At 64.4% G+C, this 21113-nt stretch carries 19 protein-coding genes; 13 read left to right on the top strand and 6 right to left on the bottom strand.

All coding sequences use genetic code 11. The features are described from left to right. Positions 1 to 577: 577 nt before the first annotated feature. Positions 578 to 2083, bottom strand: coding sequence for an FAD-dependent oxidoreductase (locus tag J2S96_RS16500; protein ID WP_306865802.1), 1506 nt, complete (start codon positions 2081 to 2083; stop codon positions 578 to 580). 243 nt (positions 2084 to 2326) lie between these two features. Here J2S96_RS16500 and J2S96_RS16495 point away from each other — a divergent pair, with 243 nt between their 5' ends. Then, positions 2327 to 2920, top strand: a complete 594-nt coding sequence (locus J2S96_RS16495; protein ID WP_306865943.1) for a TetR/AcrR family transcriptional regulator — start codon at positions 2327 to 2329, stop codon at positions 2918 to 2920. 71 nt (positions 2921 to 2991) lie between these two features. Here J2S96_RS16495 and J2S96_RS16490 read toward each other — a convergent pair whose 3' ends face one another. Next, positions 2992 to 4125 carry an EAL domain-containing protein gene (locus J2S96_RS16490; protein ID WP_306865800.1) on the bottom strand — a complete coding sequence of 378 codons (1134 nt, stop codon included), beginning with the start codon at positions 4123 to 4125 and terminating at the stop codon, positions 2992 to 2994. A 197-nt stretch (positions 4126 to 4322) separates the two neighbouring features. Here J2S96_RS16490 and J2S96_RS16485 point away from each other — a divergent pair, with 197 nt between their 5' ends. Then, complete coding sequence (locus tag J2S96_RS16485) at positions 4323 to 5138, top strand: MBL fold metallo-hydrolase (protein WP_306865798.1); 816 nt, start codon at positions 4323 to 4325, stop codon at positions 5136 to 5138. Here J2S96_RS16485 and J2S96_RS16480 read toward each other — a convergent pair. The 4 genes from J2S96_RS16480 to J2S96_RS16465 all read right to left on the bottom strand — a co-directional run bounded on the left by J2S96_RS16480 (position 5135) and on the right by J2S96_RS16465 (position 8111). Next, positions 5135 to 5746, bottom strand: a complete 612-nt coding sequence (locus J2S96_RS16480; protein ID WP_306865796.1) for a cation transporter — start codon at positions 5744 to 5746, stop codon at positions 5135 to 5137. The genes J2S96_RS16485 and J2S96_RS16480 overlap by 4 nt on opposite strands. Beyond that, the gene (locus tag J2S96_RS16475) at positions 5746 to 6696 is read right to left on the bottom strand and encodes a cation diffusion facilitator family transporter (RefSeq protein ID WP_306865794.1); all 951 of its coding nucleotides are present in this window, start codon (positions 6694 to 6696) and stop codon (positions 5746 to 5748) included. Before J2S96_RS16475 ends, J2S96_RS16480 begins: the two co-directional genes overlap by 1 nt. Next, a complete protein-coding gene (locus J2S96_RS16470) occupies positions 6693 to 7121 on the bottom strand; it encodes an ArsR/SmtB family transcription factor (RefSeq protein ID WP_306865792.1) in 429 nt (142 codons plus the stop codon). The genes J2S96_RS16475 and J2S96_RS16470 overlap by 4 nt, the downstream gene beginning before the upstream one ends. Positions 7122 to 7583: 462 nt before the next feature. Then, entirely contained in the window at positions 7584 to 8111 is a 528-nt protein-coding gene (locus J2S96_RS16465; RefSeq protein ID WP_306865790.1) for a MarR family winged helix-turn-helix transcriptional regulator, read from the bottom strand. Between the two features lie 77 nt (positions 8112 to 8188). Here J2S96_RS16465 and lgt point away from each other — a divergent pair, with 77 nt between their 5' ends. From lgt to J2S96_RS16410, 11 genes are all read left to right on the top strand, one after another. Next, positions 8189 to 9088 carry a prolipoprotein diacylglyceryl transferase gene (gene lgt / locus J2S96_RS16460; RefSeq protein WP_306865788.1) on the top strand — a complete coding sequence of 300 codons (900 nt, stop codon included), beginning with the start codon at positions 8189 to 8191 and terminating at the stop codon, positions 9086 to 9088. Between the two features lie 155 nt (positions 9089 to 9243). Then, the gene (locus J2S96_RS16455; RefSeq protein ID WP_306865786.1) at positions 9244 to 11346 is read left to right on the top strand and encodes a transglycosylase domain-containing protein; all 2103 of its coding nucleotides are present in this window, start codon (positions 9244 to 9246) and stop codon (positions 11344 to 11346) included. Between the two features lie 100 nt (positions 11347 to 11446). After that, the gene (locus J2S96_RS16450; RefSeq protein ID WP_306865784.1) at positions 11447 to 12940 is read left to right on the top strand and encodes an SDR family oxidoreductase; all 1494 of its coding nucleotides are present in this window, start codon (positions 11447 to 11449) and stop codon (positions 12938 to 12940) included. Positions 12941 to 12972: 32 nt separating this feature from the next. Continuing rightward, on the top strand, positions 12973 to 13323 hold the full coding sequence (locus J2S96_RS16445) for an ArsR/SmtB family transcription factor (protein WP_306865941.1): 351 nt from the start codon (positions 12973 to 12975) through the stop codon (positions 13321 to 13323). After that, a complete protein-coding gene (locus tag J2S96_RS16440) occupies positions 13320 to 14045 on the top strand; it encodes an aquaporin (RefSeq protein ID WP_306865782.1) in 726 nt (241 codons plus the stop codon). The genes J2S96_RS16445 and J2S96_RS16440 overlap by 4 nt, the downstream gene beginning before the upstream one ends. Next, a complete protein-coding gene (locus tag J2S96_RS16435) occupies positions 14042 to 14464 on the top strand; it encodes an arsenate reductase ArsC (RefSeq protein ID WP_306865781.1) in 423 nt (140 codons plus the stop codon). The genes J2S96_RS16440 and J2S96_RS16435 overlap by 4 nt, the downstream gene beginning before the upstream one ends. Before the next feature lie 29 nt (positions 14465 to 14493). Continuing rightward, a complete protein-coding gene (locus J2S96_RS16430; RefSeq protein WP_306865779.1) occupies positions 14494 to 15837 on the top strand; it encodes an FAD-dependent oxidoreductase in 1344 nt (447 codons plus the stop codon). A gap of 307 nt (positions 15838 to 16144) precedes the next feature. Further along, on the top strand, positions 16145 to 17485 hold the full coding sequence (locus tag J2S96_RS16425) for a MinD/ParA family ATP-binding protein (RefSeq protein WP_306865777.1): 1341 nt from the start codon (positions 16145 to 16147) through the stop codon (positions 17483 to 17485). A 261-nt stretch (positions 17486 to 17746) separates the two neighbouring features. Continuing rightward, positions 17747 to 18595: a hypothetical protein gene (locus J2S96_RS16420; RefSeq protein ID WP_306865775.1), complete on the top strand. Its 849-nt coding sequence runs from the start codon at positions 17747 to 17749 to the stop codon at positions 18593 to 18595. Between the two features lie 153 nt (positions 18596 to 18748). Next, a complete protein-coding gene (locus J2S96_RS16415; protein ID WP_306865773.1) occupies positions 18749 to 19702 on the top strand; it encodes a hypothetical protein in 954 nt (317 codons plus the stop codon). 128 nt (positions 19703 to 19830) lie between these two features. After that, positions 19831 to 21051 carry an MFS transporter gene (locus J2S96_RS16410; RefSeq protein WP_306865771.1) on the top strand — a complete coding sequence of 407 codons (1221 nt, stop codon included), beginning with the start codon at positions 19831 to 19833 and terminating at the stop codon, positions 21049 to 21051. Positions 21052 to 21113: the final 62 nt, after the last annotated feature.

Here is a 21113-nt window from a genome sequence, read left to right as displayed (position 1 = left end):
GCCGCGGCGCATAAAAATGGGGTGATTCATCCCCGGTTGGCCTGCAGTTCAGGCGGCATGCACTGCGATCGTCGAGTCGGCAGAAACCGTTATGCTGAGCGCAGCCGGAATTTAGAAATGCCGGATCGTCGAGTTGTCGAGGATTGCCTAGGCATTCCGCACGATAGGTCTAAGAAATTTGAACGCGGCGACCGTCGCATGCATGTCTATCCCCCTGTAGAGTGCTTGATTCGCTAACTGGTAGGCGCGTTGCCCCGTGCACCCAGAGGCGGGGCCAACAACCAGCGTCAGCCTACGACGGCGCCCCTGCGCGGGATGCGAGTGCCGGCTACTTGTCTTTCGAGAGGGGCGGAAGTGAGGTTGCCTAACTACTACCTGAATTTTTGGGTGTGCTTTCCCGGGCTCCCTCGGGGAACTATGATGCCGGAATGAAAGTTACATTGCTCCGCGGGGAGGGCGATGGCCAGCCCGACTGCCCGCATCAATTTGTAGGCCTCTGCGATGTTTGTCGCGACGCTAACCGAAGTTTGAGCGCAGAGTTGACGAGAGGCGAACCCCTGGGTCCGGGCGCGTAGCCCTACTGCAGCTTGAACAAATTGTGCGTTGCCGGCCCTTCCAGCAGTTTTCCGGCGGCCGAGAAACGTGAGCCGTGCAGGGGGCAGTCCCAAGACTTCTCGGCGTCGTTCCAGTGCAGGATCCCACCCAGGTGGGCGCATTCTGCGGACACCCTGCACACCACGCCATCCACCGTGCAAATAGCTGCCGGCTTCCCGTGGAAAAGCCCGGTGACGCCCGTGCCCTCGGCGGGTCGGGTTTCCTCAGTGATGGCGGGCTTCTCTTTCAGGGCGGCCTTGTCCCGGAAATTCTGCTGCTGTGTTTCCACGTTGAACGAGATCGTCGATGCTGCACCGCGCGGACCCGTGACCCGGTGGTGGATGGTGCGGGCCCACTCCAGCTTTTCGCCACGGATATCGGCGGTGGCATCCAGGGCCGCGGCAACACCGTTTGTCATGCCCCACTTGTTGTAGCCGGTGCCGAAGAAGATCTTCCCGCGGCCCCGGGGAAACCGGCCAAAGAACGGCATGAGATTAGCGGCCTGGTAATCCTGGGCCGACCACGTGTGCGTGACCTCGGAGCCCGGATAGTGCTGTTGGGCCCAGCCGAGCAGCTCATCCACGTGGAACTGGGTCGACGGCGCCCGGCCACCCGCGTGCCCGAACCCGCCCACCAGAAGCAGCGACCCGCCGTCGGGCATTGGATAGTCCCTCAGCGAGCGGGTGGGCGGCTCGGCGGAAAGATACATTCCCGGCGGTGGGCTCATGCCCTCCGGCAGCCGCAACGCGGCAGCGTACGAGCGATTCGGCCGCAGCTTTGCGAAATAGAGCCCGCGGTTAAGGATGGGTGTCCCGGTAGCGAGCACCACGTTGCGGGCCCGGACCTCGCCTTTCCTGGTGACCACCGACAGGGGATCGCCGTTCCGCACGTCCATGACCCGGATACCCTCCACGATGCTGCCGCCTGCCGCCCGAACATCCGCTGCCAGTGCGTCCAAGACGTCCATGGGGTTGAATTGGGCCTGTTTCGGAAGCCGCAAGGCGGCGTCGACGTCGAACGGCAACCCCGTCTCCCGGGTGGACTTGACGTTGAGCCCGGCAGCCCTGCAAACGTTGGCTTCGGCGACCAGATTTTCCGCGCCGGTCGGGGTGGTGGCGAAGGTGTAAGCATCCCGGTACTGGAACGGCACACCCCTGCCCTCAAGGTAGGCGAGCAGCCACTTCTGGGCTGCCCTGTTCGCGTCAACGTAGGCACGGACCACGTTCACCGAATACTGGTTCCGGAGCTTGGACAAGGTGGTGCCCTGCAGAAGGCTCAGCTTGGCGGTGGTGTTGCCGGTGTTGACCGCGCCTATGTGCCGGGCCTCGAGGACCAGCACGCTGCTCCCCGTCTGTGCCAGCATGAGGGCCGTTGCCAAGCCCGTGATACCAGCGCCCACAACAACGGCGTCATACCTGTTCCCGGGCGTAAATTCATCGGGGCTTACAGCTGCGGAAGCCTCGCGCGCGTCTAGCCACAGAGAAGTCATAGCGGTCCCACATCCCTTCAACCGGGGGCGGTCCACACCGGAAATAGCGCGGCGGCGGCCCGGTAGTGCCAGAGAAGCAGAACGCAGCAGGAGAAGCAAGAGGGGAGCTCCGACGTCGCGCCTTACCCGGTGTTGGGTTCACGCAAAGAGCCGTGACAGGCAGGTCTGCCTTGCCCGGGTGAGAGTAGGATTACTAGCACCATGAGTTCGCAAGATGCTTCGGATTTCACCGGTCCGTCTTCCATGCCAACCGGACAAATGACCACCCGTGATGACGCGGTGGACCGCATCTTGGACGCCGCCTACGAACTGTTCTCCCGCCGTGGGATCCGCGCTGTGGGCGTCGATCTGCTGATCGAGCATTCAGGAGTGGCGAAGTCCACCTTCTACCGCCATTTTCCGTCCAAGGACGATCTGGTTCTTGCCTTCCTTGCTCTTCGCGACCAGATCTGGACCGTGGACTTGATTATCTCCGACGCCCGGAGCCGGGGAAACACCGCCGAGGAGCAGTTGCTCGCCATCTTCGACGTGTTCGGGGACTGGTTCCAGCGTGAGGATTTTGAGGCGTGCTCGTTCATCAACGTCCTGCTTGAAATGGGGCGCGAACATCCGCTGGGGAAAGCCAGCATCGGCTACCTCGCCAGAATCAGGGGGCACATCCAGGAGTTGGCAGAGGAAGCCGGCCTTGAGCGCACGGAGGACTTCGCGCGGTCCTGGCACATCCTGATGAAGGGATCCATCATCTCGGCCACGGAAGGTGACGTCCTGGCATCCAAGCGCGCCCAGCAGATGGCGGCCTGGCTGATAGAACACCATCGAGCCCGGATCTGCCCATAGCATCCCGAGGCTCCGTCTGCCGTAGCGCCCAGTCTTCTGAGGGGTCCAGTCTTCCCGGTCCGCAGGGTCTGTCAGCCTCGCAGGGTCTTGCCGCGAGTGCCAGGCAAAGCGCGACCGCCAGGGAAGGTGAGATGGCCGGCTCGGCCGCGCCACTTGGCCCATTCGGTGGGCTGGACCGACGGCCGCCCAAGGTGGTACCCCTGTCCAAAGGTGACGCCCAAGTCCCTAAGGGTTGCGAGTTCGTCCTTGGTCTCGATGCGCTGGGCAATCAACACGGCCCCGATCTCCCGCGCGAACTTGACCTCAGCCTCGACGAGTTCCTGCCGGAGGGAGTCCTGGTTGAGACCGGCAGTCAGGCTCTGCTCCAGCTTGATCATCTCGGGCTTGAGCTGAAGGACAGGGCTGGCCCCGGCGAAAAAAGAACCCATGTTTTCGATGGACAAGCGGACGCCTGCACGCCGCAGCGGAGCCAGCGCAGCGGCGAGTGAAGCCGCCCGCTTCGAGGAAAACTTTCCGGACACCTCAAGGATCACCCGGGCAGGCGCAATAGGAATTTCCTCGAAAAGCACGGGAAGACGCGGATCCAGGCCAACCACATCTGAAAGCTTCAGCGCCACGACAAGGTGTGGCGGCAGCTTGCGTGCGGCCTCGAGCCCCGATTCCAATGCCGCGAATTCAAGATCCGTTCGGAGCCCGGTGTCCTCGGCTTCCGCGAACCAGTAATCGGCAGGGTCTCCGCTGTCGCTGACGAAGCGGGTCAAAGCCTCGGCGCCGACGACGCTGGACGTGGTGAGGTCGAAAACGGGCTGGAAGGCGGTCATCAGCATCCGGTCCCTGAGTACCTCCTCGAGCCGTGAGCTAACCGGCTGCGGGCCGGCCGGCTGTGGGATGTCAGCTTGCGGGCCGGCCGGCTGTGGCGAATCCAAGTCGCGGTCGCCTTGCTGGTCCTGCTGTTCCGATCTGAGCGAGGTCAAGTGTTCCAGCAGCGCCTCTTCCGGACGCCCGGGGTGGGCAGCCAGGTGCTGGCGAAGTTGCTCGCGTACCGCATCCGTTGCCTGCGAAGAGTCCGACAGGACCTCATCGATGATTTCCAGGACCTGCCGGCGCAGCCCACGCAACTGCTCGAGGGGCGGCTCCGCAGTCTCCGGGCTGGCCCGTGTCTCGGCGCTGGTCAATGCACGAAAAGGCGGTTTCCGCGTCGACATAAAAACTATTCCTTTGCCTAAAGCTCCGGCTGAGCCCGGGACTTGCAAACTAAGGGAATACTATAACCGAGCGAAGCGCCCCGCCCGCATAGAAATGAAATCGGTATGGGATGGAAGGCGCTCCCGGTCCTCCCAGGTCCGCGTGGGTAGAATCGAGGCCTGAACACTGCCGGAACGCATTTGAAAACGGAGAAACAATGTCAGCATGGCTCGAGGTCGGCCCTAACAACTACGTGTTGGAGACCGAAGGGTGCCTGCTCAACACGGGCCTCGTTGTAGGAACGGAACGAGCCATGGTGATTGACACCGGCTGCGGCCCCCGGCAAGGCAGGCAGATCCTCGCAGCAGTCCGCGAAAAGACCCAGCTCCCGCTCGTCGTCGTGAACACCCACGCCCACTACGACCACTACTTCGGAAACGCCGTTTTTGCGGACGACGGCGTCACGGAGTTCTGGGGGCACGTCAACTGTGCGGCGACAATCGACGACGACGGCGACCACCAGCGCCGCTTCGTCGCCGCCACCGAACCGGAGATGGCCGCCGGCCAGGGCGACGCCGTCGAAATCGTCATCCCCAACGCGATCGTCAAGGACCAGCCCGTGCTCGTGGACCTCGGCGGGCTCACCGCCACGCTGTTCTACTTGGGCCGCGGCCACACCGACGGCGACCTCTTGGTCGGCACCCCCAGCACCCTTTTCGCGGGGGACCTCGTGGAACAAGGCGCGCATCCCTCGTTCGAGGACTCCTACCCCGAGGACTGGGCAGACGTCCTTCGGCACATCTCGGCCCTGCGCCACCGCTACGAGTTCCTCATCCCCGGCCACGGCAAGCCCTGCAGCGACCAGTTCGTGAAGACCATGGCCAACACCATGTCCACAGCGGTAAGGCAAGCGAGGCAGTCGATCCGGGACACGCCGTCGGACGCTACAAAAGCGATCCCGGTGCTTCCCTACGGACCCGAACAATCACGCTGGTTCATCAAGCGGCTCCAGGAGACGCAAGCGCACCACTAAGGGGTGTGATTGAAGGCGTGGCGGGCTTCGCGGATTGCGTAATAGACGATCACGGCGCCCGCCAGGGGATCGGCCCACCACCAGCTGAACAAGGCGTTGAGGGCGAGCCCGGCCAGCACTGCGCCAGCCAGGTAGGCGTCCACCAGGGTCACCTTTCCTTCCGCTCGGAGCACCGGGTTGCCCATGAGGTGTCCCGTGTGGATCTTGCCCCACGCCAGCGCGAGCATGACCCCGAAGGTCAGGGCCGTCCAAGCGATGCCCGGACTTGACGTGGCGGGATGGACCCCCGTGGCAAACACAACGGCAACCTGGGTGAGAAGGTAAGCGCCGAGGACGGCGAAGGCCGTGCCTATCAGGCGCATCGCTGGGGCTTCGCGTTCCTTGTGGGCGCCTTTGAGCTGCCACACCACCACAATCGAAGCGAAGATTTCGATCAGGGAATCCAGACCGAAACCGGCAAGGGCCGGGGAACCGGCTTGAATGGCGGCGGCTGCCAGGACGCCAAGGCCCACCACGTTCCAGCCCAGTGTCGCGTATTCCAGCCGCAACCCGCGGCGCAACAAAAGCACGCGGTCCTTCGTCCATGGCCGGGGCAGGGGAGTGGTCATCAGTGGGTCCCGGTTTCGTGGACGGCGTGGCCGGCGGGTTCGAGCTGGAAGGTGGAGTGTTCGACGTCGAAATGCCCGGTCAAGCAGTTCTGCAGTTGGTCAAGGATGAGCGGGGCGTGCCCGTCGTGGAAGCAGCTCTCGTCCAGGACGATGTGTGCGGAGAGAGCCGGAAGGTCCGAGGTGACGGTCCAGACGTGCAGATCGTGGACGTCGTGCACGTGGGCGGTTTCGAGGAGGTGTTCCCTGACCTGGTCCAGGTCAACACCTTCCGGCGCGCCTTCGAGGAGGATCCGCCCCGAGTCCCGTAACAGACCCCACGCGGCGTGCAGCATAAGGCCCACCACGATGAGGGAAGCGATCGCGTCCGCGCGGCTGAAACCGGTGGTCAGGACGACGAGGCCGGCGACCGCTGTCGCAATGAACCCGTAGAGGTCGGTCAGGAGGTGTTGGAAGGATCCTTCCACGTTCAGGCTTGACCGGTTGGCCTTAGCCAGCACCCACACCGCCACGAGGTTCACGATGACCCCGAGGATCGCGACCACCAGGACGGGGCCGCCCTCAACCGGCGGCGGCTCAAGGAGCCGGTGGATGGCCTCCACCGCCACGAGGGCGCTGATGACCAGCAAGGTGATTCCGTTGGCGGCCGCGGAGAGGATTTCCGCGCGCTTGAATCCGAAGGTCCAGATTCCCGTCGCCGGACGGGCCGCCAGCCTGATCGCCCAAAGCGAGGCGGCGATCGCCCCGGCGTCGGTGAGCATGTGGCCGGCGTCGGAAAGCAGGGCCAGCGATCCGGAGACGACGGCGACAATCACTTCGACGATCATGAACCCCACGATCAGGGCCAACGCGACAACCAGATAGCGCCGGTCCGCGTTGGCTGCTATCGCGTGGCTATGGCCATGGTGATTGGCTGCGTTCCCTGGCGCGTGGGCATGGTGGCGGGTGCTCATTGGTCCTTCTGGGCGTGGGCGGTGCGTTCGGGGTGCACAGCGATGGTGTGTCCGGTGTGGGTCAAACCCAGGTCCAGCAGCATCCGCACGTGCGCATCGTCCAGCCGGTAGTAAGCCATCCGGCCGCGCCTCGAGACGGAAACCACCCGGTGGGCGCGCAACAGCCGCAACGCATGGCTGACCGCACTCTCGCTCATCGCCGTCGTCGCCGCGAGGTCGCAAACGCACAGCTCCCCGCCTTCCAGCAGGGACGTCAACAGCCGCAAGCGCCCCGGGTCCCCGAGCAGCGAGAAGACATCCGCCAGTTCGGCGATGTCATGATCCGAGGGCAGCGCCGCACGGACGACGTCGACCTTGTCCGGGTCGACAAGTTTTACGCCGCATTCATCGACGGCTTCACGGGCAGCCACGCATTCCTCCAACATATGAACAATTATTCAGATGTCAGTATAGTTCCGTGCATGTGCGTTCCAGCACCTAATTTCGCTGACCGAGCACTCAATTTCCTACCATTGGGCACTCATTGGCCACTGAGGCGACTATTTTTCTTGTAGGTTTGGAGGCCTTATCGCCCTCATAGTTGGGAGTGGGGACATGTATAAAGCGGAGAGCCTATTCTTCATAGTCGCCGTCGTGCTTGGAGCTACTGCCATTCTGGTTGGTGGCTATATCTGGATCGGTTCGCAGGTGTTTGGCCTCAACACTTCACGGCTCGACCCCGCCCAAGGGCCGGCTTGGCCATTTGCGGTCATTTCGTGCTCCGTCGTCGGCTCACTATTTGCCTTGGCGGGAGGGATCGTCTTGGCGGTGGTTCGTGCGCATCGGACGCCCCACTCTCCGGACCGCCGCTAACTTCAAGAAGCAGCCGCAGAGCGGGCGGAGGTCCGTTACGGCTGGGTCCCGCTTTGCCTGGCCTGGTCCCGGTTCTGGGTCTGGTCGTCGGTTTCCAGCAGGGCCGCGAGGGCGGCCAAGGCAGGGACTGCGTTTTCTATTGCGTTCTGGTAGGCCTCCGGGAGCCGATCCAAGGCGTGCCCAAGCCGCCTGTCGTTCGCGGCCTGCCACGCTGCCAATATCTCCGTGCCGCTCTGGGTAAGGCTCAGGTTCGCGGCCCTGCGGTCCCCTGGCCGAGGGGTCCGTTCAACCAAGCCTGCAGTCACCATTTGCTGGACCAAGTTGCTGACCGTGTTGGTGGCGAGCCGTTGACGGTCAGCGAGGCCACTGACGCCCATGCCTGGCTCCTCGGCGAGGCTTTGCAGTACCTCTACTTGGGCCATGGGAAGGGATTCCCAAGGGAACTCCTGCCGCACACTGGAGCGCAAAACCCGTCGGAGGCGCGCGATCACGCCGGTCAGTGACCAAGCATCGGAACCCGTGTAGTCGCGGACCGCGGGGTCGGATGCGTTGACGGTTTTCATGGCATTAGCCTATCCCGGTAGTCCCCTTATAGAATAGTTCTGTGTCCGAACAACTTTCTTCGAGAGCATGAGAGTCCATGGCCTCCATGACCGCCACTGATTCATTCCTTCCGTCGCCAACCGTGAGTGCGTTTCACGTCGGTCCTCTGACCATCCACTTCTATGCCCTGTGCATCCTGGCCGGGATCGCGGTGGCCGTCTGGCTCACTTCCCGGCGTTGGACCGCGCGGGGCGGTGAGGCCGGGCAGGTGCTGGACATTTGCCTTTGGGCGGTCCCCGCAGGAATCATCGGGGGCCGGATCTACCACGTCATCACCGACCCTGAGCTTTACTTCTTACCGGGGAAGAATCCGTGGAATGCCTTTGCCATCTGGGATGGCGGCCTGGGCATCTGGGGTGCCGTGGCTTTGGGGGTCGTGGGCGCATGGATTGGCTGCCGCCGGACGAAGGTATCTTTGGTTGCGTTCCTGGACGCGGTTGCGCCGGGGGTGATTTTTGCCCAAGCCCTGGGCCGGTGGGGCAACTGGTTCAACAACGAGCTCTACGGGGATCCGACGAACCTGCCGTGGAAACTCCAGATCCATCAGATGGACCCGGCCGCCGGGTCAGCGGTGACCGATGCCTCGGGCGCCGCGGTGGTTCTGGGCTATTTCCAGCCCACGTTCCTCTACGAATCGCTGTGGTGCGTCGTCGTCGGGCTGCTCCTTTTGTACGTGGACCGGCGCTTCACTCTCGGCGCGGGAAGCGTGTTCTCCTTGTACGTCGCCGGTTACACGGCGGGGCGCTTCGCCTTTGAACTGATGCGCTCCGACTATGCCAACTTGATTCTGGGGCTCCGGGTGAACACTTGGGTTGCCGCCTTGATCTTCCTGGCGGGCGCCGTCGCGTTTGTCTTGCTGTTCCGGCGCGGACGCTCGGTTGCCGTGCCCGGAGGCTCCGCCCCGCACTCATCCGAACAGCTGACGGCCGACGGCTGACGGGCCGCAGGCAACCCGTCGGCGGCTGACCGACCGCAGGCAACCCGTCGTCGTACCGGCCATGCCGGCACGACGCCGCGGAGCCGGTCCAGACCCCACCCAGCCCAGGTGCCCCACGTGCGGGCAGCGTTCACTGAAGGAATACCGCGATGCTCATGAAAGACACTTTCTGGGGGAAGATCCTTGCCTTCGTTGCGGCCAGCGTAGTCTGTGGTGTCCTGGTGGCAGGGTTGTGGATTCCGGCGTCGGCGGTGGGTGCAACCGTAGCGGGTGGTTCCATCGACCTCTTCAATCAGCTGCCCGCCAACATGGATGTCAACGCACCCGCCCAGGCCTCGAAGGTGCTGGCCAGTGACGGGTCGGTGATCGCCAGCTTCTATTCGGAAAACCGCACACCCGTGGAGCTGGGACAGATGTCGCCCTTCATCCGGGACGGAATCGTTTCCATCGAAGACGCACGTTTTTACCAGCATGGCGGAGTCGATGCCACCGGCATCCTCCGGGCCCTGATGGTGACGGCCCAAGGTGGGCGGCAAGGTGCTTCGACCATTACGCAGCAGTACGTGAACAACATGATCATCGAATCGCTCGTGGCGGAGGGAAAGGGAGACCAGGTCAAGCTGGGAGCGGCCAAAACTGTGGGCGACAAGCTCCGGGAAATGAAACTCGCGATAGCACTGGAACAGAAATACACGAAGGAACAGATCCTTGCCGGCTACCTGAATATCGTCTATTTCGGCAATGGCGCCTACGGCATCCAAGCCGCCGCGAAGGAGTACTTCAATGTTCCAGCCAGCGAGCTGACCCTGCCGGAGGCCGCGGCCCTGGCCGGCGTCGTCAATAGCCCCGTTTACTATGATCCCCTCACGGAACCGGATCACGTGGTGGCCCGCCGGAACGAAGTCCTGGACAAGATGCTCCAACAAGGGCACATCACGGCCGCGCAGCACGATGCAGCGGTGAAGGCCCCGCTTGGACTCAACGTCCATCAGAGCGCCCAAGGCTGCGCGGCGGCGGCCTCCGCACCGTATTTCTGCGACTACGTGCAGAGATTGATCCTCAACGACCCTGCGTTCGGTGCGGACGAGACAGCCCGGAAAAACCTCCTGTACCTGGGAGGACTGACCATCCGCACTACCCTCGACGCCGGGCTTGAGAAGGTGGCACAGGACCAGGTCAACGCTTCAATGCCCGCGGCCGATCCGCTGCAGCGAGGGGCATCGCTTGTCAGCGTCCAGCCGGGCACCGGCAAGATCCTGACCATGGCACAGAACACTGTGTATGACCCAGCAACAGCACCGGGCAACTACACCGGGAACTTCGCGCTGCCCGAGAAAGACGCCAACGGCCTGCCGCTGGACGGGGCCGGCGGGTTCCAGATCGGCTCCACCATGAAACCGTTCGTCTTTGCCGAGTGGCTGAATTCGGGCCGGTCCATGGCCACCAAACTGGACGGATCAGTCCGCGTCTACAAGGCCGGCTACCCCTGGAAGAACTCGTGCGGGAAGACCACAGGTTCCTACGATCCGGCCCTGGGGCAGACGCCGTTGCCCAACGATGACGCCAACCATTACTTCAGGATGAGCGTGCTCCAAGGCCTCTATCAATCCATCAACACGATCACCTTCCAGTCCGCAACCCAACTGGATTTCTGCAATATCCAGAAGATGGCGACGGCGGCCGGGATCGCCAACGGCCACACAAACCAGCCCTACGATCTATCCAGCATCGCCAGCTTGATCGGTACCCAGGACGTCGCGCCGTTGGACATGGCCAATGCCTACGCGACCTTTGCGGCCCACGGTGTCCACTGCAACCCGGTGGCCCTGGAGTCAGTCACCGACGCCCACGGCCACAACTACCCGGTCCCCAGCTCGGACTGCAAACAAGCCATCAACCCGGATGTGGCTGCGGGAGTGACCTATGCGCTCAAGAACGTCCTGACGAAAGGGTCCGGCTACAACATTCCCGTCAACAAGGACCACGACATTTTCGCCAAGACCGGTACCACTGACGGAAACACCATGACCTGGACCGTCGGTGCAACCACGGGGATCTCGACGGCTTCCTGGTTCGGCAGCTACAAAGGCATCGGGCCCCAATGGGTAAACCAGGACATCACCATCAACGGAAAATACTATGCCGGCGTTGACGGAGCCGACATCGCCGGAGGCCAGTGGGGACGCCTAATGGACGCCGCGGCCCCCAAATACACCGGTAACCCCTTCCCCTTGCCACCTGACTCCATGACCCGATAGACCAAGCTTGATGCCGGACCGGGCCGGATCGGCGTTAGGCTGGCTACGCTGTCCCTGAACCTCGGTGTTCGGGCTGCACAAGGCATCGGAAAGGGCCACGATGAACCCGCTTGCAGTGGTATTGGGATCCACCGGCTATATCGGGGGACGGCTCGTCCCGCGGTTGCTCGACGCCGGATACGACGTCCGCGTCCTGGTACGCCACGCGAGTAAGCTCAGCGACGTGCCTTGGGCGGCGCGCGTCGACGTCATGGTCGGCGACCTCGAAGATGTGGACTCGCTGCGGAAGGCCTTTGCCGGGGCTGATGTCATCTACTACCTGGTCCACTCGATGGGCCCCTCCGGCCAGCGGTCATTTGAACAGACCGAAAGGCTCTGCGCAGGCAATGTTGCACGGGCGGCGGCCGACGCCGGCGCTGGACGGATCATTTACCTGGGCGGACTGCACCCGGAAGGAACACAGCTCAGCCGGCACCTCCGGTCCCGCAAGGAAGTGGGCGACATTTTCCTCGCGGAAGCGCAGGTGCCTGCGATAGTGCTTCAGGCCGGCGTCGTGATCGGTTCCGGTTCGGCCTCCTTCGAGATGATCCGGCAACTGACCGAGGTGCTGCCCCTGATGGTGGCTCCGCGATGGGTGCGGAACAAAGTCCAGCCGATCGCGATCCGCGACGTCCTGTATTACCTGGTCGCCGCGGCCGGGCTCCCGGCTTCGCTCAACCGCACCTTCGACCTGGGCGGTCCGGACGTCCTCCGCTACGACGAGATGATGAATGGCTACGCCGCGGAAGCGGGCCTGCGGCGCCGGCCCGTGATTTCACTGCCGGTCCTGACTCCATGGCTGGCATCCCAGTGGGTCAACCTTGTCACCCCCATACCCCGTTCTTTGGCCGTGCCGCTTATTGGCTCCCTGCAGCAGAACTGCGTGGTCGGGGAGCAGGACATCCACCGCTACATCGATCCGCCCGAAGCCGGGCTGCTTGGCTACCGCGAATCTGTTCGCCTGGCACTGGCCCGGGAAGCCGCCGGCGAAGTGGAAACAAGCTGGCAGAATGCCTCCGTTCGTGGTGCCCCGAGTGATCCGCTTCCCAGCGACCCGCAATGGGCGGGCCATTTGGTGTACCAGGACAACCAGGAACAGGTTACGACGGCCACGCCGCAACAACTCTGGCAAGTCATAGAAGGCATTGGCGGCGACAACGGCTGGTACTCGTTTCCTTTGGCCTGGTCCGTGCGCGGCTGGCTGGACAAGATCGCCGGCGGAGTCGGGCTCCGACGCGGCCGGCTCAATCCGACCCGGCTGAACACAGGCGACGCGCTGGACTTCTGGCGCGTGGAACAGATCGACCGCGGCTCCTTGTTGCGCCTCCGCGCGGAAATGAAGGTACCGGGGCGCGCATGGCTGGAAATGCGGGCTGAAGAAGCCGAAGGCGGGGCTCTTTACCGGCAGAGGGCGGTGTTCTTCCCCAAGGGACTGGGCGGACGGTTGTATTGGCTCGCGGTGCTGCCCTTCCACGGCGCCATCTTCAAAGGGATGGCCAACCGCATCACGGCCGCCGCGGCGTCGATGGCGGACGACGATCCGGCCTTGCCTTAAACATCGACGAGTGTAAATATTTATGTGTGTCTATGTCATTGGAGTTAACGCCCGTCGAAACGGTGGCGTGTTGCTCGCCGCTGTCCAGGGAGCCCCTTTCTGAATCCGAGGCCGAAGGGATCGTTCCGCTGCTGAAAGCGCTGGCCGATCCGGTACGGCTGCGGCTGATGTCACTGGTCGCATCCCACGAAGGCGGCGAAGCCTGCGTTTGCGATCTGAACGACGCCTTTGAGCTGTCACAGCCGACCATCAGCCACCACCTGAAGGTCCTGCACGAAGCGGGCCTCCTGGAGCGCGAAAAGCGCGGCGTCTGGGTCTACTACCGCGCCCGCACCGATGCATTGTCCGGCCTGGCGGCCTTGATCGGGGGACAGGGCCAGTGAGCGTGCTGACTCGGCGGGCCATGGCGGAGTTCGTGGGAACCGCCTTCCTGGTCATGGCCGTGGTGGGGTCCGGCGTCATGGCCTCTCGCCTGTCCCCGAACGACGTCGGACTGCAGCTCCTCCAGAACAGCTTCGCCACGGGCGCCGCGCTCGTGGCGTTGATCCTGGCACTGCAGCCGGTCTCGGCATCCTTCAACCCTGTGGTCACTTTAGTGGAACGCGCCCTGGGGCTCCTGGATACGCCCACGACTCTGGCCCTGATCGCCGCCCAATTCGCCGGGGGCCTTGCCGGGACCGTGCTCGCCAACCTGATGTTCGGCCTCAACGCAGTGACGCTCTCCACGCATGAACGTGCGGGGACAGGGCTGTGGCTCGGCGAAGTGATGGCCACGATCGGGCTGCTCCTGGTCATCTTCGGCACCATCCGCTCCGGCCGGCCGGACAAGGTTGCGTTTGCCGTCGGCGGGTACATCGCGGCCGCCTACTGGTTCACCAGCTCCACCAGCTTCGCAAACCCCGCCGTGACCTTGGCCCGGACCATCACCGACACCTTCGCCGGGATTGCCCCGGAATCCGCCCCGGGCTTCATCCTCGCGCAGTTGCTGGGCGGCGCCGTCGGGCTCTTCCTGGTCCGGACCCTGTACCCACTTGTTCCCGCACTGCCCTCTCCTTTGCCGGCACCCGCACCCGCACCCGTGCCCGATCGAAAGGTCCTCTCATGAGCACCGAAACCACCAAGAAACCCTCCGTTCTTTTCGTCTGTGTCCACAACGCCGGCCGATCCCAGATGGCGGCTGCCTTCCTCACGACGCTTGGCGAGGGCCGGATCGAGGTCCGCTCCGCGGGTTCCCAGCCCGCAGACAAGGTCAACCCGGCCGCCGTCGAAGCCATGGCCGAACTTGGCATCGACATGTCCGCCGAAATCCCCAAGATCCTCACCACCGAAGCCGTCAAGGAATCCGACGTCGTCATCACCATGGGCTGCGGCGACGAATGCCCCTACTTCCCGGGCAAGCGCTACGAGGATTGGGTCCTCGACGACCCGGCAGGCCAAGGGATCGAAGCCGTGCGTCCCATCCGGGACGAGATCAAGAGCCGCATCGAGGGCCTGATCGAGTCCCTCACCCCCGCCGCCAAGTAGTGCCACGCCCGCTGCTGGAGGAGGACAGGATGGATACAAAGCACACCCTTCCCATCGCCGTTATCGGTGCCGGACCCGTCGGCCTGGCCGCCGCCGCGCACCTTCTTGAACGCGGCTTGGAACCTGTCATCTTCGAAGCGGGGCCGACGGCGGGTGCCGCTATCGAACAATGGCGGCACATCCGTCTGTTCTCACCGTGGCGGTTCAACCTCGACGCCGCAGCCGTCCGCCGGCTCGAGCCATCCGGTTGGGAATCACCCCGCCCCACGGCGCTCCCGTATGGCGGGGAACTGATTGACCAATACCTTGCACCTTTGGCCGCACTCCCGGCCATCGGCTCCCGTCTGCAGACCGATGCGCGCGTCATAGCGGTCACCCGTGCCGGCCTGGACAAGACCCACGTCCGGGAGCGCGACATCACGCCGTTCCTTGTTCGGGTTGAACACTGGGACGGCGAAATCCGCGACCACACCGTGGCCGCCGTCATTGATGCCTCCGGGACGTGGTCCATCCGCAACCCGCTCGGCACCTCGGGCTTGCCGGCCATCGGCGAGAGCAGGGCCGCCCACCGGGTCTCTTCGCCCCTGCCGGATGTCAAGGGCCGGGACCGGGCATCGTTCGCGGGCCGCCGGGTCCTTGTGGTCGGGGCCGGACACTCGGCAGCGAACACCCTTATCACCCTGGCGGAACTTGCCAAGGACGAGCCGGGAACCACAATTCTGTGGGCCGTCCGCGGTGCCTCTGCGGAGAAGGCCTACGGCGGCGGGGACGCCGATGGGCTGCCGGCCCGGGGCCAGCTCGGTGGCCGGCTGCGCCGCCTGGTCGAGACGGGAAAGATCGAGCTGCACATTGGATTCGGCATCAGCGCCTTGAAATCCCTGGACTCCCATGTGAGCGTCGAAGCCCTCGACGGACGCACCCTGGAGTCCGACGTCGTCGTTCCCTGCACCGGCTTCCGCCCGGACTTGGACATCCTCCGCGAACTCCGCCTCAACCTGGACCCCGCGGTCGAAGCACCGGCCGGGATCGGCCCACTGATCGATCCCGAATTCCACTCCTGCGGCACCGTTCCCCCACATGGGGCCCGTGTTCTGGCGCACCCGGAGAAGGACTTCTACATTGTCGGCATGAAATCCTACGGCCGGGCGCCAACCTTCCTCCTGGCCACCGGGTACGAACAAGTCCGCTCGGTGGCCGCAGCCCTGGCCGGGGATCAGGCCGCAGCCGACACCGTCCACCTGGAACTGCCCGAAACAGGTGTGTGCTCCACGGACGCCGGCGACAGTTGCGACGCACCCGCGAATGCAACGCAGAGTGTCCTTTTGACCTGCTGCACGAGCGGAGAGTCCCAGCTCGCCGCAGCTGAGAACTAGGAACACATGGATGCGGCGCGGGCGGCCTGACGCCCCCGATGCGCGTACATTCTGCTGGATCATCGCCGGGGTATGGGAGGAATATCCGCGTGTTTCCGGGGCGCGTGCCGTGAGCGGTTACGGATGATCCAGCAGAATGTGCGCATACCCCCGTTCGAGGCTCGGACACGGGCCCAAAACCGCCGTCCAAACTGCCCGGCATGACCCATATGTCAGGTTTGAGGCCGTCGCCACCTAGAATTGCTGGTTGAAGCAATCTAAACGAGAGCCGCGGCGCACAACGCTGCGAGTCCTAGGGGACAAGACCATGCCGGATTCTGTGGACAACGAAGCCAGCGCCGCTGCATCTAACGAAGGGCAGCCCGAGCTTCGTCGACGCCGCGATCGCCGCCGCTCAGAGGGTGACGCCTGGACAGGAACTATGCCGATCATTACGCCGAACGACTCCGACGCACCCGCATCCACTTCTGCCCCGCTCCAAAGCAGATCCTGGGCCGAAGCGGCAGCCGCCGCCGACGCGTCCGCCGCGATGGTAGCGGGCAGCGAAGACGCAGCCCGCGAAGATTCGGCCGGCGGAGACTCGGCCCGCGGAGACTCGGCCGTCGGTGACGCGAGCCGCGAGGAACCACGCCGGATCCCGACGGCGGCAGCACCGGCCGCGGCCGACGTCACCCCGGCTGCCTCACGGGCCGGACGCGCCGCAGCCGCCAATGCTCCGATTTCAGACTTCATCTCTTCCCCGGGTTCCTTCGTGAGGGAACAGAAGCCGCGTCCCATCGGTGGCTTCCGCGGCATGCTCTACAAGTTGACGGGCGGAGCCTGGAACCTCGGACCGAGCGCCAAGCAGCGCGAAGAAGACGACCTGGCGCGGCGCATTTCCCGGCAGCTCCAAGGCAGCTACAACACGGCCGTTTTGAGCCTCAAGGGCGGAATCGGCAAGACGTCCACCACGGTTGGCGTGGGGCTCACCTTGGCGGAATTCCGCGGCGACCCGCCCTGCGCCATCGACGCCAACCCCGATTCCGGCGACCTCGTGGAGCGCGCCTTGGGCGAGGGCATCTACCAGAAGGCCACGCCGCGCACCATTACGGATCTGCTCAAGAACGTCGACAATGTCGATTCGCTCACGGCGCTGGCCCGGTACATGCACCACGCCGGCCGGCTGCACCTGATCGCCGGCGAACAGGACCCCGAAGTTTCGGACTCACTGACGGCCGAAGAATACCTGCGCATCCGGGAGTTGATCTCGGGCTACTACTCCATTGCGCTGACCGACTGTGGCACAGGCGTTACGCACAATGCGATGAGCGGCATCCTGCAATCGGCCGACAACCTCATCATCGCCGCGGGCTACGCAGTGAGCGGTGCCAAGCGCGCGCGCAGCACCCTCCAGTGGCTTGCGGGCCACGGCTACGAGGAACTTGCCCGCAACGCGATCGTGGTCATCACGGACAAGGACGAGGTCTCCTCCCGCGTGGACAAGAACGCCATCGAGGAACACCTCTCCGGGATCTGCCGCCAGTTGATCGCCGTGCCGCATGACAGGGGAGTGGCCGACGGAGACCTGGTCACCCTTGACGTCCTGCGCCCCGACACCCGCCGCGCATACAAGGAGATCGCGGCCGCGATCGTGGACGGGTACGTGTAGCGACTCGCCTTCACGGGCGGCACTCTAGTTACTACTTGGATTTCGAGGGAGTGCGCGGGTTCATACTCGACCACTACTTGGATTGCAAATTATCGGTTCCGCCTGGACTTCCCTAAAGTTGGATTCGGACGTCATTCGTCTTGCGGGGCGTCCTCGCCATGACCGGGAACTGGGCCCGGGCATGGTGCACCGAATCCCGTGCCTTCATGACACCCCGCTGCGCCCGTTTCTGAACGCGAGGCCAGCACCCAGGAGCCTCCTTTGATTCCCAAACACCTAGCCTTCGTGTTCGCCGCCGTGCTTCTCCTCGGCCTGACGGGCGCCACTGGCGCTCGCCCCTCCACAAACACAGCGCCCGACGCCGGCCCCTCACCCATCGAGAACGCCGCACCCGCCGCTGAGGTGGCCCCGCTCGTCACGCCAACCCCAGCGCCTGCCGCCGTTCCGCAGCCTGCCGCCGCGCCCCAAGCTGCAGCCGCACCCGCGCCCGCCGCCGCACCCCAAGCCCACGGCAACTCCGTGAAGGTGCTCGACACAACCGCGGCCATCACCGACCCGAACTGGTTCCGCCAGGCCTACGCCGAGGGCTTCCGGCTCTATGTCATGCACTCCACGGCTTGGGGCACGTGCACCCCCTGGCAGCAGACACAGGCCCAATTGAAGATGGCGCTCGATGCCGGCCTCAAGATCGCGGTCTATACGCGAGACGCGTCGTGCTGGGAGAACGGCATTAAAGCCGCTGGACCGTACATCTCCCAGCTGCAGTTCTTCGCCCTGGACATCGAACCAGGCGGATCTTTGGTAACGCGGGCCATGGTGGACGGCGTGCGGAGCCTGGGCGTGCGGCCAGTGATCTACAGCGGCAGTGGCATGTGGCCGGGGTTGATGGGCAACAGCACCGCATTCTCGGACGTGCCGCTCTGGGATACGGACACGAGCAACCTCAACTACGCCCGCTGGACCGCAAACTACCTGGCGCCTGCCCCGGTGCAGTACGGAGGCTGGAACACCGCGGGCACCATGCGCGTGGGTATCCAGCAGAAATTCGAGCATACCCTGAACGGCATCAACGTCGATCTGAACTCCTTCAACGCCAGCTTCCTGAAGTAGGCGCGGCGCTAAATTCCTGACGCAGAGGGAATTCCGGGTGCGCAGGGAAAATACTGCGTCGGTGGGTAAGGGACGCGTCATTTCCCTGGAGTTGTCCACATGGAGGAATTCGGTGCTGTCGTGGGCCGGAACGCACGTGGCAGGTTCTTAGCCATGACTCACTTACCCCGCCTGATCCTCAGCAGAGATCACCTCGTTCAGGGAACGACTCTCAAGGAACTCGCCCGGCGCGCCAAGACGGGAACGCTGTTCCGAGTGCGCCAAGGAATCTACGTCGACGGCCCGGCGTGGGCCGCGCTGAAATCGTGGGAACAATACCGTGTCCGGATCAGCGCCGCGGCCGAAACGTCCAGTGCGCGGACCATATTCGCCAGGCACTCGGCGGCGTCAGTGTGGGGGATCCCCACCATCGGCCTGCATCACCCAGTGCAGGCCGTCACCCTGAAGAACGACGGCGGCCGCTCGCGGGCCGGGATTACCCGCCACTATGCGGACCCCACCAGCCTCAAGGTATATCGGTGCGAGGGAGTCCTGGTGACTGGCAGGGTTCGCACGGTATTGGATCTGGCCGCTTTCACCCCGTTCGTCGAAGCGATTGCTCCTTTGGATCACGTGCTCAAAGCCGATCGGAGACGGGGATTGCCAGCCATCACCAAGGAAACACTCCTTGCAGAAGCGGATGGAATCTACACGGCGGCGGCCATCAGAAGAATCCAAGCGGCAGTCGATTTCGCAGATCCCCTGTCCGGATCCTCGGGGGAATCCTACAGCCGTGCCTTGATGCATGCCGCCGGATTCGAGCCCCCGGTTCTGCAACGCGAATTCCGCGACGAAACGGGCCTGGTGGGCTACTCGGACTTCTATTGGAAGGGTGCGCGGGTGGCCGGGGAGTTCGACGGCATCGACAAGTACCTGAAACCGGAATTCCTCAAGGGACGGACCGCCGCCCAGGCCGTCATCGACGAAAAGCTGCGCGAGGACCGGATCCGCGCCACCGGTAGCGGGGTCGTGCGGTGGGTGTGGGCGGAACTCATGGCACCAGGCGTATTGGAACGGAAGCTGGCGGCGGCAGGCGTGCCCCGGCGTCGTCCGCGGGGTGCCGTCTAACGCGGCTCAACATTCCTCGCGCGGCGCTGAATGCCTGACGCAGGCGGAATTCCGTGTGCGCCAGGGAATTCCGTGCGCGACAGGTATTTGGCGCGTCGCAAAGATGGCAGCGTCCTAGGATGAAAGGGATGACCACCACCAGCACCGTTCAGCCGTTCAACCTCCGCAGCATCGCGGTGCCTGCCTTTGGGCCCGCCCTGCTGTTCTGTATCGGCGAAGGCGCGGTGCTTCCAGTGGTGGCATTGTCCGCCCGCGACCTTGGCGCCTCCGTCGCCGTGTCCGCGCTGGTGGTCACCTTGATCGGGCTCGGGTCGTGGTTTTTCAACCTGCCCGCTTCGCTCATCACCATCAAGTTCGGCGAACGATGGGCCATCGTCGCCGCAGGCGCCGCCGGAGCATTAGCCCTGCTGGCCGCGGGATTCGCGCCTCTCCTTGCGCACAACGGCATCTGGCTGCTCGCCGCGGCGATGACCGTCGTCGGGATGTCAACGAGCGTCTTCAACCTCGCGCGCCAGAAGTACCTCACGGAAGCCGTGCCGGTCATTTACCGGGCACGCGCACTCTCGACGCTGGGCGGAGTCACCCGGATCGGTGTGTTCATTGGTCCATTCGTCGGCGCGGCCGTGATGCAGTTCGCCGGGATCAGCGGCGCGTACTGGGTTGGCGTGGTGGGCATGGCAGCCGCCGCGGTGCTGTCCCTCACCATCCCGGATCTTGTGTTGCCGGAGGACGTCGACGGCGGACGCAAGGGTCCCGAACCCACGCTCCGGGGCGTCGCGGTTTCCCACGCGGGCGTGTTCCTGGCGGTCGGGACCGGAATCCTGCTGCTCAGCGCGATCCGCGCCTCCCGGCAAGTGGTCATCCCATTGTGGGCGGACCACTTGGGGTTGGACGCCACACACGCCTCGCTGATCTATGGGTTGTCCGGAGCGATCGACATGCTGGTGTTCTATCCGGCCGGCAAGCTCATGGACCGCAAGGGACGGATGTGGGTCGCAGTGCCGTCCACCCTCATCATGGGCGCGGCATTGTTCCTGATGCCGTCGTCCACGGAGTTCGTGGGGCTGCTGCTGGCCTCGCTCCTGATCGGTTTCGGCAACGGCATCAGCTCGGGACTCATCATGACCCTCGGCGCAGACTTTTCCCCGGACAAGGGCCGCGGGCAATTCCTCGGCTTGTGGCGGTTCATCTCCGACGCCGGTGCCACGGGCGGGCCCGTGCTGCTCTCGGCCCTCGCTGCATCGATATCGCTCGCGGCGGGCGTCTGGGCCACGGGCGTCCTCGGCGTGGCAGCCGCGGCGGTATTCGCCGTCGCGCTCCCGAAACTCAAGCACCGCAGGAATTACTAGGCGCCTGAGGATGGCCGGGCCGCCTGCCGTTCGCTCCCAGACTCCGGTCAGGTACGTCCGGT

The sequence above is a fragment of the Arthrobacter bambusae genome, from assembly GCF_030812595.1.
Classification (GTDB): domain Bacteria; phylum Actinomycetota; class Actinomycetes; order Actinomycetales; family Micrococcaceae; genus Arthrobacter; species Arthrobacter bambusae_B.
Note: the sequence above shows the minus strand (reverse complement) of the source record. Positions and strands in the feature narration are given on the sequence as shown.